Genomic DNA, 14,004 nt, shown 5'->3' with positions numbered 1-14,004 from the left:
TGAAGATGGCGTTATAAGGTCATTTAAGCTTACCGTCAATCCCAATTTTTATAATAAGTATTACGCGTTCGTCTCTTTCAAGAACGAAAAGGACTTTAACGCACCATTTATAAACGTGAAAGTAAAGTGCTTAGAGGAACTTAACGTTTACAGAATACAAGGAGATTCATACAATGACTTAACAGATAAGATATCTACAATGGCTAAGGAATTAGGAGATCCAAAGATGACTTATATCCCTGGACAAACGCCTGTTAAGCCCTCTGGAGTAGATATAGAGATAGTTAAGGAGTTGTTAAAGAACCCAAGGGCTGAACCTAGTGATCTGGCGAAGGTAATAAATATACCTACAAAGACAATTCAGAGGAGAATAAGTGCGTTAATAGCTAAAAACGCTATAAAGGTGATACCTATAGTCGATTTGTCAAAGGCTGATATTGTAGTATTTGCTTTGTTCTCTAGGATAATCACGAAACTGTCTATGTTGGATAACTGTAAGTTCTTATCATTTGTGGAAGGAGAAAGAGGACTGACCGTTTGTGCTGTAGAGAACATAAAGGTTGCAGAAGGTTATGTGAAGAAAGTTAGGGAAATAGATAATGAAGCTGAAGTAATGATCGCTACAGAGTATGATATAAATAATGACGTAGCACTAAAGGAACTTGAGGATATAGAGAATAGGGCTATAACATCGGTTAAATGATCATTTTCGACAATTAACAGTTTATTGTGTTTTTATAACATTATTTAAAATAACCTTATAAGGAGAGATCATTTCTCATCTCCTGAACACAGTTGAAATTAAGCTTACTATTACTCCTCTTGTCAATTTCACTACTATTGCTCGGTATACTAATTTCCGTAATTGCTATGCAGCAAAAATATGTGGAAGTATATAACTTCGGTTACGGAAATGTTGCAATTCCTCCAAATGATTGGCAAGAGTATTATTGGGCTATTCTAGTGAAAGGTTATCCTAATGCTACTGTATTTTACAACGGTAAGTTCGTAAATTTACAAAATGTGTGTAATTACACTTTACCCGTAACTTCATATTATACATACGTTGTGAAGGGATATGAGGAACCTTACGCTTATCTTTCGCCGATAAGCATGTTCTTAATCCTTACTGGTACACTAATAGGTTTTAAGGGCACTACTCTCTTTTTTCAAGAAAGAATTTTGGGCAAAGATCTTGTAAAGGGTTATGCTGTAGGCGGTTCACTAACTAGATATGCCCTGAAACGCTTAAGTAGCTCATTAGTCTCGTTAGTACTGGTATTCGTAGTAATAATAATCCTTGAGTACTTACACGGTAGAAATCCCTATTACGCCTTATTAGAGTTCCTTGAGTTCAATGCGGGAGTTTCATCTTATTTTAAGGTAAGTATCACAAGCCTCATATTGACTACGTTGTCGTATACTACGCTATTGCTAGGTATATCCTTCTCTCTAACGGTATACCTCAGCGCTTTCTTGGTGATTTACGGGTTACAAAGCCCATTAATAAGTAAGATTATGGACAAGTGGAAATATATAGGTTCAGCCTTAGCCTCTTGGGTATTTGCGATGATTATTATTTACCTCCTTCACTTTTTCACTGGCCTTCTTCCCTACGGAACGCCTAAAAGTGATATATTGTCTTACTTAGTAATGCCAGTAATTTCACTGTTCTTCCCTTTTATAGGCATTTTCGTTAATAGAATGCTAACTGCAATTCCTAAGACGTCCTTCTCCATAAAGGGACTTGACAGAAAGATCGTGATATACAGACACGTATTGGGAAATGCCACTGTAGTTATGCTTTCTTCTATTTCATCAGCATTTGTTGAGATGTTACTTGCGGAGATGCTGGTAGAAGGCATTTTCCAATGGCCTGGTTTCGGACTATTGTTAAAATATGCTGTTTTTAATGGAGACTATAAGGTAGTTGAGGGCTCGATGCTAACATATTCAACCTTAACAGTCCTTTCCAATTTTGTTACCGATTTAGTTTACGGTGTGTTAGATCCGAGGGTGACTAGATGAGGAGGAGATTCGTCGTTGTTTTTATAATATTTCTTATAATTGTGAGTATAAGTGTATTTTTCGACGTTTATAGGCTTCCTAAGGGAAAACCTTTACAGCCTCCCTCCTATCAGTATCCCTTAGGGACTTACATAGACGGCAGTAACATGATCAATATAAATGCTATAGCAATAGTTAACACGCTAATGTTCGGAGGGCTAGTAGGGGTTGGAGAGGTAACTCTAGCACTGACTTACGGTATTATCGCTGGAGCTTACGGAGGAATAGTGAGGAGCGTGATGGTGAGATTTATAGATGCTTTGAACTCGTTACCTAGGTTACCCTTACTCCTTTCCATAGCTCTATTTTACGGTGTGCCTACTGGTAACTCGTTGAAGGCCAACTTCTTCTTAACAATATTGATCGTAATGTTCACAGGTTGGAACATATATGCAAGGCAGATAACAGAGCTAGTTTACACTTCCTCAGTAGGTAAATCCACTAGAAGAATTTTAGGTAAAGTAGACATTAAGTTAGTGTTTAGAAGCGTCATGAGACAAGGGTTAAATCTCCTAGTGCCGAGTTCCATTGATGGAATTGCTACGTATACTGGAATGGGCGTAATAGGTGGGGTTGGCGATCCTAATTACCCTACGTTGACTACTTTACTGAATACAGCTTCTCATTTACTTTATGATTGGTGGATGTTCTTAGTTCCTGCAGTATTTAGGGGAATAGTTCTTGTTCTGTTACTTGTTCTTGCAGACGAAATAAGGAGGTTGTGATAGATGCTGGAGTACGAGTGTCTAACCGTGGATAACAAGTTAAACTGTTTTACAGCCGTAATTAGTGCTCACACTGGAATATTAGGTCAAAGGGATAGTGGAAAGGAGGAAATATTTAAGGCAACATTTAGGGTAGTAAAGGCTAAAGGAAAGATAAGTTTAGATGGGGTAAATATTTTAAAATTAGGAGAAGAAGACCTTAGAAAAATCCTTTGGACTAGAATAAGCTGGATGCCTTATGATGTTTCTCAACTTTTTAACCCTATATACGATGTTGCTTCACACTTCGTTGAGATCGTTGTTAGCCACAATTTAGGATGTTCAGAATATGCATTAGACTTAGCTAAGGAAAAATTAAAAATTCTTGGTCTAAACCCCGAGGAAATACTCAAGAGTTATGTCTTTCAGCTATCGCCGTTAAAGTTAAAGAAAACTGCTATCGCGCTCGCAACTTTTATTGAACCCGATTACGTGTTCATAGACGATGTAGAATACGGAATCAGTGAGGTTGATCAGATACAAATAGTCAACTCCCTTATAGACCTTATGTCGGTAACGTCTAGTAAGTTTTTAATCTCTGATAATGACCCAGCGGTTCTCTCCCATCTTACTGACGAGGTTATAGTCATTTACAAGGGTGAAGTAGTTGAAGAAGGATATAACGTGTTATCAGATCCTCTTCATCCTTATACTATCGACGTGTTAAGAGGATATGTACCACCTGACGGAAAGACTTCCTCAGGATGTGTATATAGTAATTCATGTCTATACTCCTCCCTTAAATGTCAAACTAAAAAACCCGAGCTAATTAGAGTCGGTAAAAGGGTGGTAAGATGTCATCTCTATCCGAACATATGATTCTGCAGTTGGAATCTGTATATGGAAACTTAGTTAGAGATATTAGTTTGAGTATTCGCAGTAGAGAACTTACGCTCATTGTGAGTGATTGGGGTAAGGGCACTGAAGAATTATCAATGCTATTGACGTGTGAGATAAAGCCGAAGAAGGGTAGAATTATCCGTGTCATAGATAAGAAACAGATTAGGCTTATCCCCAGAGAATTTATATCGAGCGAATTAAAGATAAAGGATATTTTGAAACTTTACGAGAAAAAATTCGGAAAAGGAGATGAAATATGGATTAAAACAATATTGGGAGATCAGATGACTGAAAATACAAAAATTAACGACTTAAGTGAAATTAATAAGTTCAAATTGGAAATTCTATCAATATTTTTTGGAAAAGTAAGCTTGATAGTAGCAGAAGATTTTCTATCCACTATGGATACACAGTTAAGGGAATACGCTCTCAAAATGTTAGTTAAGGTAACGAAAATAAAGTCAGCAAGTTTAGTCCTATTTAATCCCTCTGTAATTTATCCCTATGTCTTTGACAAAATAGTGATTTTATTTGGTAACGAAATAGTAGAGGAGTCTACTAAGAAGGAGTTCTACCACCCTTACTCTCTGCTTCTTCAAAACACGAAGCTCACATTAGGCAAGCCTAGAGAGAAAATTCCTATAAAGGAGATAGGAGACCCATCAGACCACGGCTGTCCGTATCACCCTTATTGTGATCTAATTAATAAGGAGTTGAGGAAACGATGTTATACTGAAAATCCCAAATTATTTAACGTTAGAGACAATAAGGTAAGATGTTGGTATTATGAAAATATTAAATAAGGTATTTTAAGATATTTTTAAATAAAATGAATATAATATCTATATAGTGACTTAAACATTAGTAGTTAAGCTTAAATTCGGTATCGAACTATTTTCTCAAGCCATGGCTGAGCACAAGTCTAGTCTAATATATGCAGCTATATTTCTTGTTTTAATAACAGTATCAGATAGAGCGACTAATAACATGGTAACTACAACAGTCCCCTTACTCGGAAAATATGTTCTGCACTTCTCTAATACAGTAGTAGGACTTCTCTCTTCGGTAATCTTTGCCTTTACTTTCGTGGCTACGTCGTATATTAATCCTTCGTTAAATGCAATTACTAGAAAGAGAGCCTTCATACTCTCTAATGGTTTTATCGTTTTGTCCCTTCTACTTTATTATTATTCTAACGTATTTACAGTCTGGTTCATATCAGCTTTAGCAGGTCTGACATTTGGCTTAATTATGCCGAATCTAATAACCGCAGCGAGTTTAGCAAACGATCAAAAATCAGCTGAAAGGTTGTTGGCATTATATTCTACAAGTCTGAGTCTGAGCCTGATCATAGGTCCTGCACTTGAAACATACTTCCTGACGAGAGTTGGTTACAGAGAGATCTTCTTGTGGTTCATTCCGCTGGCTATGGTCGCGTTTATTTTATCCACTAAGCTGAAATTCCCAGAAGTGAATAGGGAAAGTAAAGGAATATCAGCTTTAAGGAACAAAGGCTTCGTCTCCTCGATACTGTCAATAACGACTTACAACATACCCTTTGCGGCATTTACAACGTTCTTAGCTATCTTAGCCAAAGAGAGATTTAATGTTCCAGACTTTGAAGCGTATTCTGTTTTTCTGCCTTTCTTTACAATATCATTTCTAACTAGACTTTCAATGACTATTAGACCCTTCAGTGATCTTAGAATGCCTTTAGCAATATCGATAGGTATTACAATCGCTGGATTACTTGGAACACTTTATGCTCCTTCATACATAACTTTTCTCCTGGTAATAGCTTTGCTCGGTATACCTCACGGCTCTATCTTTCCAATGTCTACCATAATGATAAGCAGAGCGACTACAATCGCGGAAAGAAACGCTGTAAATTCATATTTCTTGGCTTATAATAATGTGTTATTCCTAGCAGTTCCAGCTATAGTAGGGTTTGTATCGACCTTTTTGGGTTTGTCCCTAACTATGACACTTCTAGTGTTCCCGGTGTTAGTTACGGCGATAACGTTCTTTAAGATGTTTTGGAGAGACGAGATTTTGAGGGGTTTAGAATGAGATTAAAATTGCAGAGAATATTATTACGAGTGATCCGAGCACTTGCAAAAACGTCAATACTTGATGTAGAATAACAAAGGCGAGGAGGATTGTAAACACAGGTTCTAAGGTAGAAATTACTGTTGCAGTTATAGAATCACTTTTCCCCATTCCTTTGTAGAAGAAATAGTAGGGTAGAAGAGTAGCAAATAAAGCTAAGTAAACCCCAGTGTATATAGAGGCTATTGTAAGATTGAATGAGTTAAAAAAGAGGAAAATAAGCGAGAAGGGAAAACTCCATAAGGATTGTGAGGCTATTATCTCTGTATTAGTCATTCTTCTGAGTTGAAGTCTTCTTGATTGAATTATTAGGAGTGCGTAGGTTATACCTGATGCAAGTCCCAGATATAAGTCTTTAAGCGTTATATTTGAGAGGTACATCAGGTAGACTCCAAGAAATACGGAAAAACTAGCTGCTATTTTCCTAATGTTAATTTCCTCACTCTTAGAAATCAAGGAATATAATAATACCCATAAGGGAGCCGTATATAAGAACACTGCCGAGAGGGATGCGCCAAGATAGTTTATGGTGTAGATATACGTTTCGTAAAACGTCACGGCAATTATTCCAAGAAGAATTGAGGGGAAGTCAATGATCCTCCTTATCTTTACAAGCGGTAAGATCAAAATGGAGGATACTAATGATCTAATCATAACCATTTGAAAAGGGTTTGCATCTTCTCCATAACCTATTTGAACAGCTACACCTATTGTTCCCCACAGAAAAGAAGATATGAATAGGTCTGTTATCCCTTTTTTCAGCTTCACAAGTAAAGTAATAAGGTGAAAAGATAATAAGCCAATATGAACTGGGGTAAAATACTTGGTATAGTTGGGGCGTTGGCGTTTATCTTAATCTATCTAAATTACATAACACTCACTTTTCATTATGGTATTTTACAAGTAGAAAATTTGAGACTATTAAAGAACCTCAACGTCAGTATAGTAGGAGCAAATTCTTCAGCGATTATAGTTAGAATGAATAATCCGTTGAATGTATCTGTGACTGTGTGTAATATTAGTGGTAAGTACATAGTATTTGGAAAACCTATCGTAATTCCTCCTCAAACCACTAAAAATGTAACAATCCAGATAACTAATTACCAATCCTTAGTAAATCAGATAGACAATAACGATGAGTATATTTTAATTAAGCTTAAGATCGAAAACACAACCTTAACTTCGGTGAACTTAGTATGAGGACAACAGATAGAGTTCTGTTATCATACTACGTGAGTTCTATACTGATAACATTTATTCCCTTACCTTGGTGGTACTATAGCGTTGGAGGAATTTTCGTAGTTTATGACTCACCTTTTCAGATCTCTGTGAGCCTTTTGGGTAGTAATTTAATCCTAGCTAAACTACTAAACTTATTTTTAAATGCATTTAGAATATACGTAGGCATAAACTTAGTGTACAATTCGTTGATGTTGGTGAAAGGTAAACAAGTGGCTAAGTATTCTACAATGGCGTGGTTACCATTATTCTATATCCTAGATCCTTTGCTAATTTACGTAGTATTTAATTACGTGATATCTTCAGTAACGGGAGACAATTTTAGATACCCCTTACTTATTATAGGTGTCGAGGATTTTGTAACCTCATATAATAATGTGAACATAGATATGCTGATCTTTTCATACCCTACTCTACTTTACTGGTTTACCTTTATTCCCACAATACTTTACATAACAGCATTAATAACAGGACGTAAGTCCTCAAAGTCATAAGGAAAAACCGGAGTTTATTAGATAGTCATAGATAACCATGACGTCGGCTTCTCTATCTGCTACGTTTCTCACAGCTTCTACGTACTTCCTGACGTTTTCTATCCTATCCGTTATACAACCTATTATACCTGCTTGACCGTCGTTGATCTCTAAGATCTTACATGAGTCGAGGATTTTTCTAGTCTCCGCTACTCTTCTAGTGAATATATAGAACATAACTACATCAGTTTTCTTTAAGTCTATTATCGGTATCAACTTTACTATACCTTTTTCTAAGAGGATCTTAGTTCTTTTTTCTACAAGTTTCTGAGTTAAACCTGTCTCTTGAGCTATTTCTGCAGCTTGTGCCCTAGGGTTTCTGACAAGGTATTTAACTATCTGTAAATCGTAAGGCTTAGACTCTATGATTTCCTGTTTAGGAAAGTACTTAAGAGAATAATCAGCCAAGATTTTTTTCATTCCTTCTATTTTATCCTCTATCTCTGGGATGGAACTTCCCTCAACTCTTTAGACGTTTAACCACTCTAAGCACTTGAATTTGAAGAATATTCCTTCTCCTATATAGTCATAATAGTTCTTAAAAGCTACAAAGCCGTAGTTCTTACCGTAAAAGTTAGGATTGACTAAAACCGTGTAGCCTTGGAATACTCCTTCATCTTGGAGTTTTTTAATACGATAAGTTAGGGAAGGAGGCGTAAGGCCTAATTCTTTAGCTATATTTCGTTGAGACAGGGAAGGATCCCTAAAAAGATAAATTAAAATCTTCTTTTCAAGTTCATCCATCGTAGTCACTATTTGTATTAAACCGTTTAATAGTTTTTCCTTCAAATAAATATACAATTACTGGCTAAATATGAAATCTAGATATATATAAACTTACTTTGTAATACTGATAAAAAATTAGCCGATTCCCTTCAGACTAATGTATTTATCCCTTAAGTACGAGAGTAACCCTTCAGGATCATATTCTTTTCCAAAAGCCCTCCTCAATAAGGTCTTCGGTGGATAAGTAGCACCGTATTTACAAATTAACTCTTTCAAAATCCCCTTTATCTCGTCGAACTTCCCTTGAGACACTAAATCGTAAAGGTTAGGAATCTTAAGGTAAAGCATCCCAGCGACAATATTACCTAGAGTGTATGTAGGAAAATAGCCTATAGAGCCCTGAGACCAATGTATATCCTGCAATACTCCTTCAGTATCGTTTTTAGGAGTAATGCCCAGATATTTCTCCATCATATCGTTCCAAAGGGAAGGTACTTCCTTCACCTTCATCTTCTCGTTTATTAGTCTCTTCTCGATCTCGTACCTAATTGCAATATGGAAGTTATAAGTAACTTCATCCGCGTCAACCCTTATCAGGCTCGGCTTTACAGTATTGAAATACTTGTAAATATCCTCCTCGCTATATTTGCTTAAGAATGGTAAGTTCTCCTTTAACGTCGGATATACAAGTTTTATAAATTGTATACTCCTACCAATAATATTCTCCCAAAATCTGGACTGGGACTCATGAATACCTGTTGATGCACCAGTAGCTATAGGTGTACCTTCAAATCTAGGGTCTATGAGGAGCTCGTAAATAGCGTGTCCGCTCTCGTGTATTACAGAAAACATAGTCGCCTTAAAGTCCTTTCCTTCATATCTTGTCGTAATCCTCACGTCGCTACCAGATATTCTAATTGTAAAGGGATGAGCCGAGACGTCCAGTCTGAACTTGTCTGTTGGCATATTCAGTAATTTGATTATGAACTCGTTAACTTTCTTCATCCTTTCCGTTTCATATTGAACGCTCTCTAGTTCGTGACTTGAAGGGAAATATTGCGCCTCTTGAACTTTTTTAAGTATATCGGATACCTTGGGAAGGAGAGTGTTAAAGATTCTATCTCCATCTTCAGTGGTAAAGCCCTCCTCGTAAAGGTCTAGTAGAGCATCATAAGGTTGTTTTTCATAACCTAAGTAGTCAGCTATCTTCCTCGATAGGTCTACTATCTTCTCTAGGTAGGGAGAAAAGAGGTTAAAATCGGACTTAGCCTTAGCATTTCTCCATATTACTACACTCTCATTTGTGGTCTTAGTGAATTCCTTTATTACCTCTATGGGGACTTTAGTATAGTATTTGATGCTCCTCTTCAACACTCTAACCATTCCCTTTTCTTCATCACTAAGCTTTTCCTCGTCTATTTTATCTAATTTCTCAGAAATCTTCAAGTAAACTTGTTTTTCCAGCTCATTAAATACGGAGAATACTTCGCCCCTCGTAGAAGCGTCAGCTTCTGGCATATAAGTTTCTGTGTCCCAGGCCATTAATGCTTCTGCATATCCGTATGCCCATAATTTCTTGTATTCCTCTAATATCTCCTTAACATTATCAAACATATGTATCAAAATACTATATGAATTTGAGTTATTTAGTGTAATGCTTTTAAATTAAAGATATATCTATATTCTATGTTCGAGGCATTAGGTAAGTTCATTGTGAACAAGTGGTATGTCGTTGTCGCATTATGGGTCATTACGCTTGTCATTGCTGCCCCTCTATCTAGTCTATTCTTTAAGTCGGTTAGTTACAAAGTGACTTTCTCCGTACCAGGTAGTACTTCGGAGATAGCTGAAAACATAGTGAATAACTATTTCAACCTAAGCGGAGCTTCTGGCTCGAATGCCGTAATAATTGTGAGGGGAAACGCTACTCCTTACGCTGGATATTTCGCAAACCTGACCAATTACGGAAACATATCCATTACCAACTATTTCTCGATAGAGAAATCTTTGCTCAATAAGACGTTCTATTCGTTAAATAAGGAGATAAATAACCTTACAAACGAATTACAGAATATCTCGAAGAGTGAATCTAATGTCTCTAGTTTTCTCTCCGAAGAGAGGGAAAATATGACATCTGAAGTAAACAGCCTCTTAAAACTTCATAATGCTACGCTAAAAGTGGAACAAGAGTTCGTTAACCTCTCCTACAAAATTAATTCGACTTCGGAACAACTTGCAGAGCTACATGACGCAATGATTCAAAACTATTCGACATTTGTTAAAATTCATGAAGGAGAAATACAAAATAATCAGACCGCTTATAACATTTCTAAATTCCTATACGTACCAGTTTCTATTTTCTTAAATTACTGGGAGTATAACTATAATTTAACTCACAACGTTAGTGAGGCTAACTTTTACGCCTTTGAAAAAACTTATCCACTACTCAGCGGAAAAGAAGCAGAATACTTCTACTTGTTTTATCAGAGGTGGGACTCATCACAACCTTTACCTGATCCATACGCCGTGGCACAAATAGATGTGGAGAATATAAGTGATGAAATTTTCAATTCTTCTCAGCTACTCTTCGTTAATTTCATGTTTAAGTATGTAAATCTGTCCAATTTCAATAATCCGCTTAATGATGAAATTTTCACGATTTATTACTTCAATTACACATATAATATACCTTTAAACTTAGCAAAATTACTGCTTTATGAGACCCCTCAAACAGCCCTCTTCTCGGTCTACTCCGAAAAGACCGGAATACCTATAACTGTAATACAATCAGTGTTTTATGCTACTCCCTTAAATGTTAGTAAAGTCTCCTTGTCTCTGATACTCTCCAAAGTAAACTCTACCAGTGAAAGAGAGTTCATCCAATGTGTCTACGAAAACCTAAGCGAAAACATGAGTACCTTTGCGGTAAAATACGTAAGTCTCCACGCTAACGTTGGCTATGGTATAGTAAGAGCCTCACTGAGCATAAATTCTACTTCAGATGCTGTCGCATTCCTAGCTGAGCAGATATCTAACAAGACGGATCTTCCTAGTTGGGTGTTTTCTTCTCTATATTATCAAGGTAATGTGAGTAACCTCTCAGCTTATTTAGTTTCACTTCACCTTGACAAACTGGAAAGCCTTCTTAAGGCCAGCAACTTAACCGCGAAACAACTTGCATTAAGGCTACTCAACGATACTGAGTCAAGACCTCTTGCTGTAACTTTGATTGTGGATTACATTAATTCGACCTCCCCCATAATAGTCCTAAATAAGACGTTGTTAATACAAGACTTATTAAACAATTTTACGTGCTATCAAGCCTTGTTATCGGGGAAGTACCCCATATATCTGAACATCAGTAATGAGCTTTACTCTAACGGTATTCTATTACTTTTCTTGAAAGGGAACTTCACGTACGACGAAGCCAGCAATCTAGAGAAAATGATAGAAAGTCAGACCCACCTAAACTTAACATTAACAGGTTCGGAACCTATATCACAACAGCTCAAAAACGTCGCTTCAGTTGCTTATTCAACGGCTATACCGGTAGGTATAGCCCTTGCAATACTTTTAGCTGGTATATACTTCAGGTCTTTTATTGCAGCCTTTATGCCGCTTACAATTTACTTCTCAGCGTTCTTCGTATCCTCTGTATTTATTTACGTGCTGGTGATTAAAGTTTTACATATAACGGTCAATTTCCTTACTCCGAGCGAAGTTTTATTGCTGTCACTGGGACTCGGCACAGATTATGTGGTCTTTATAGCCAGTAGGTATGTAGAGGAAAGAGAGAAGGGAGTTTCCAGTAAAGATGCTGTATACGAAGCCGTGAGGTGGGGAGGTAGGGCTGTCACAATAACAGCTCTCATAGTGATGCTATCGTTCTTCTTCATCTACGTTTATCGCATCCCGTTCTTCTCTGACACTGCTATATCCGACATGCTCAGCGTCATAATCATATGGCTTGCTGCAATAACTTTGTTTCCCGCTATCCTAAGAGTCGCCGGTGATAGGCTGTTCTTCCCGAGAAGGTTTAATAAGAAGGAGGAGATTAAACCTAGAAGTTTGAAGAACCCAGGTAAAATTGTAGGACTTATCTCGGCTGTAGTGATAGTGGCTTCTCTTTTCGCGTTATTCACACCTTTAACCCTTAACGTATTAGCGCTCCTACCCCCTTCACAAGCTACGGAGGGTGTGACATTCCTAAGCTCCCACTTCACTTCAGCTAACGTGTTCCCGATCTATGTAGTGATACCCTATAACGGCTCTACTAACTTCTCTTTGTCTGAATATAATTATTTTGTGAGTATATACAAAGGCCTTTCGAGTATACAAGGAGTAACAGCAGTAGACTCACCGGTATCTCCTTACGGCTATCTGGTAAACTACAGCAGCTTATCCTCCTATAATTACACGCAATATATATCTCATGGATACGTTCTCTTTGTAGTAAACCAGAAATATCAGCCCTTCTCTCTTCAAGCATTTAACGTTGTAAAGCAAGTGCTTAGCGTTATAGGAGGCAGAGGCTATGTTGGCGGGGGCCCGGTGGACTCCTACAACATATATAACTTTGTTCAGTCCAATTTCTTCATAGTGCTGGGAGAGATCACGTTCACGATGTTCGTGATACTTCTAGTAATGACGAGGAGCTTGTCTGTGTCCTCTGTAATAATTTACGTAATAATGTCTGCTGTTGCGATAACATTGGGGCTCGAGAGACTTGTCTTCAGTACCCTTTTGGGCTTTTCTATCTTCGCTATTGTGCCTCTATTTCTCGTAGCGATCATCATAGGTATCGGAATGGACTATAACATATTTCTCGTAGCCAGAATCCACGAGGAGTTAGAAAAGGGAAAGGACATGGCCGACGCAATATCAACGTCTGTCGGGGCTTTAAGGGTCACTATTGCTTTCTTAGGTTTGATCTTTGCAGGGACTTTAGGCTCACTTATGTTGGTTAACGCATCTATACTTCAGGAATTGGGCTTTGCATTTGCTGTAGCGGCGATCATGGAGACGACGTTATTGTGGGCTTATTTAGCTCCGTCGTTGCTGCTGATTTTGTACAAACGTTTCAAAATTAGGCCTAAACTCATTGTTTAACAGCCTCAACGCACACAAAAGAACCGGAATCTCCTTCCCTTATTTCGTCTATTTTTTCATCTTCATTAGGTGAGAAGAAAAGGGTAGATCTTATCGCCTTTATTTTCATCCCTTCCGAGGTAAACGCTTCGTAAAGCTCTCTTTTGCTCACGAAGTTAGCGTGAGAGTAATATTTATGTCCCTTCTTTCCTAATGATTCGTAGTACATTCCGAAAGGGGAATCTCTAGGTACGTAACATATGACAACCTTGTTCTTACTAACTCTTTTCATTTCTTTCACTAGCTTCCTAGGGTCTTCAACGAAACACACCGTAACAGAGGAGAAAACACAAGGAAAAGCGTTATCTCTAAAGGGTAATTGAAGAGCATCTCCCTGAACTCTATCTTCTTTTTCCGGTGTGTTAATCAGCATAAATATTGAAATATCAAGTGAAATCACGTTCCCTTTAATCACCTCATGAAATATACCCGGCCCAGAGCCTACGTCTAGGCAGTCTCTTAAGTTGAAGGAGGATACAACTCTCTTTTCACTCTCGTAACTTTTTTCATGGATTTTATACCACTTTGTATAACCTTCAGGGTCATTGAATATTTCCATTATTACGATTCTTGTTTCA

At 37.4% G+C, this 14,004-nt stretch carries 14 protein-coding genes; 9 read left to right on the top strand and 5 right to left on the bottom strand.

Features of this window, described 5'->3' with window-relative positions:
* The 6 genes from WIW89_RS10995 to WIW89_RS10970 all read left to right on the top strand — a co-directional run.
* Nucleotides 1-703: winged helix-turn-helix domain-containing protein (locus tag WIW89_RS10995; protein ID WP_337720802.1), on the top strand; the 703-nt coding region annotated here is incomplete at its 5' end.
* Nucleotides 704-822: 119 nt separating this feature from the next.
* Complete coding sequence (locus WIW89_RS10990) at nt 823-2,028, top strand: ABC transporter permease (RefSeq protein WP_337720801.1); 1,206 nt, start codon at nt 823-825, stop codon at nt 2,026-2,028.
* Nucleotides 2,025-2,792 carry a peptide ABC transporter permease gene (locus WIW89_RS10985; protein ID WP_337720800.1) on the top strand — a complete coding sequence of 256 codons (768 nt, stop codon included), beginning with the start codon at nt 2,025-2,027 and terminating at the stop codon, nt 2,790-2,792. Before WIW89_RS10990 ends, WIW89_RS10985 begins: the two co-directional genes overlap by 4 nt.
* A gap of 27 nt (nt 2,793-2,819) precedes the next feature.
* Nucleotides 2,820-3,650 carry an ABC transporter ATP-binding protein gene (locus WIW89_RS10980; protein ID WP_337720799.1) on the top strand — a complete coding sequence of 277 codons (831 nt, stop codon included), beginning with the start codon at nt 2,820-2,822 and terminating at the stop codon, nt 3,648-3,650.
* A complete protein-coding gene (locus WIW89_RS10975) occupies nt 3,626-4,474 on the top strand; it encodes a hypothetical protein (protein ID WP_337720798.1) in 849 nt (282 codons plus the stop codon). The genes WIW89_RS10980 and WIW89_RS10975 overlap by 25 nt, the downstream gene beginning before the upstream one ends.
* A 103-nt stretch (nt 4,475-4,577) precedes the next feature.
* Nucleotides 4,578-5,741 (top strand): MFS transporter, encoded by a 1,164-nt coding sequence (locus WIW89_RS10970; protein WP_337720797.1) that lies wholly within the window; start codon nt 4,578-4,580, stop codon nt 5,739-5,741.
* On the opposite strand, the gene WIW89_RS10965 is transcribed toward WIW89_RS10970, so the two are convergent.
* Nucleotides 5,733-6,548, bottom strand: coding sequence for a DMT family transporter (locus WIW89_RS10965; RefSeq protein WP_337701657.1), 816 nt, complete (start codon nt 6,546-6,548; stop codon nt 5,733-5,735). The two genes, WIW89_RS10970 and WIW89_RS10965, sit on opposite strands and share 9 nt — an antisense overlap.
* Before the next feature lie 36 nt (nt 6,549-6,584).
* Between WIW89_RS10965 and WIW89_RS10960 the strand changes: the two genes are divergently transcribed.
* Both WIW89_RS10960 and WIW89_RS10955 read left to right on the top strand, forming a co-directional pair.
* On the top strand, nt 6,585-6,980 hold the full coding sequence (locus tag WIW89_RS10960; protein WP_337720796.1) for a hypothetical protein: 396 nt from the start codon (nt 6,585-6,587) through the stop codon (nt 6,978-6,980).
* Entirely contained in the window at nt 6,977-7,513 is a 537-nt protein-coding gene (locus WIW89_RS10955; RefSeq protein ID WP_337720795.1) for a hypothetical protein, read from the top strand. Before WIW89_RS10960 ends, WIW89_RS10955 begins: the two co-directional genes overlap by 4 nt.
* Here the strand turns inward: WIW89_RS10955 and WIW89_RS10950 are convergent.
* The 3 genes from WIW89_RS10950 to WIW89_RS10940 form a co-directional block, all read right to left on the bottom strand.
* Nucleotides 7,508-7,972, bottom strand: coding sequence for a winged helix-turn-helix domain-containing protein (locus WIW89_RS10950; RefSeq protein WP_337720794.1), 465 nt, complete (start codon nt 7,970-7,972; stop codon nt 7,508-7,510). The two genes, WIW89_RS10955 and WIW89_RS10950, sit on opposite strands and share 6 nt — an antisense overlap.
* Nucleotides 7,973-8,020: 48 nt before the next feature.
* Nucleotides 8,021-8,296 (bottom strand): Lrp/AsnC family transcriptional regulator, encoded by a 276-nt coding sequence (locus WIW89_RS10945; RefSeq protein WP_337720793.1) that lies wholly within the window; start codon nt 8,294-8,296, stop codon nt 8,021-8,023.
* A 117-nt stretch (nt 8,297-8,413) separates the two neighbouring features.
* Nucleotides 8,414-9,892 (bottom strand): carboxypeptidase M32, encoded by a 1,479-nt coding sequence (locus WIW89_RS10940; protein ID WP_337720807.1) that lies wholly within the window; start codon nt 9,890-9,892, stop codon nt 8,414-8,416.
* Between the two features lie 72 nt (nt 9,893-9,964).
* On the opposite strand from WIW89_RS10940, the gene WIW89_RS10935 reads away from it, so the two are divergent.
* The gene (locus WIW89_RS10935) at nt 9,965-13,387 is read left to right on the top strand and encodes an MMPL family transporter (protein ID WP_337720792.1); all 3,423 of its coding nucleotides are present in this window, start codon (nt 9,965-9,967) and stop codon (nt 13,385-13,387) included.
* Here the strand turns inward: WIW89_RS10935 and WIW89_RS10930 are convergent.
* Nucleotides 13,377-13,985, bottom strand: a complete 609-nt coding sequence (locus tag WIW89_RS10930) for a class I SAM-dependent methyltransferase (protein WP_337720791.1) — start codon at nt 13,983-13,985, stop codon at nt 13,377-13,379. The two genes, WIW89_RS10935 and WIW89_RS10930, sit on opposite strands and share 11 nt — an antisense overlap.
* Nucleotides 13,986-14,004: the final 19 nt, after the last annotated feature.

The organism is Stygiolobus sp. CP850M, assembly GCF_037389425.1.
Lineage (GTDB): Archaea > Thermoproteota > Thermoprotei_A > Sulfolobales > Sulfolobaceae > Stygiolobus.
Note: the sequence above shows the minus strand (reverse complement) of the source record. Positions and strands in the feature narration are given on the sequence as shown.

What these genes read in the sequence shown, in the direction of transcription:
- WIW89_RS10985 (WP_337720800.1), top strand. Translation starts at nt 2,025, where the DNA reads ATGAGGAGGAGATTCGTCGTTGTTTTTATAATATTTCTTATAATTGTG.
- WIW89_RS10975 (WP_337720798.1), top strand. Translation starts at nt 3,626, where the DNA reads ATGTCATCTCTATCCGAACATATGATTCTGCAGTTGGAATCTGTATAT.
- WIW89_RS10970 (WP_337720797.1), top strand. Translation starts at nt 4,578, where the DNA reads ATGGCTGAGCACAAGTCTAGTCTAATATATGCAGCTATATTTCTTGTT.
- WIW89_RS10960 (WP_337720796.1), top strand. Translation starts at nt 6,585, where the DNA reads ATGAACTGGGGTAAAATACTTGGTATAGTTGGGGCGTTGGCGTTTATC.
- WIW89_RS10955 (WP_337720795.1), top strand. Translation starts at nt 6,977, where the DNA reads ATGAGGACAACAGATAGAGTTCTGTTATCATACTACGTGAGTTCTATA.
- WIW89_RS10950 (WP_337720794.1), bottom strand. Translation starts at nt 7,972, where the DNA reads ATGAAAAAAATCTTGGCTGATTATTCTCTTAAGTACTTTCCTAAACAG.
- WIW89_RS10945 (WP_337720793.1), bottom strand. Translation starts at nt 8,296, where the DNA reads ATGGATGAACTTGAAAAGAAGATTTTAATTTATCTTTTTAGGGATCCT.
- WIW89_RS10940 (WP_337720807.1), bottom strand. Translation starts at nt 9,892, where the DNA reads ATGTTTGATAATGTTAAGGAGATATTAGAGGAATACAAGAAATTATGG.
- WIW89_RS10935 (WP_337720792.1), top strand. Translation starts at nt 9,965, where the DNA reads ATGTTCGAGGCATTAGGTAAGTTCATTGTGAACAAGTGGTATGTCGTT.
- WIW89_RS10930 (WP_337720791.1), bottom strand. Translation starts at nt 13,985, where the DNA reads ATGGAAATATTCAATGACCCTGAAGGTTATACAAAGTGGTATAAAATC.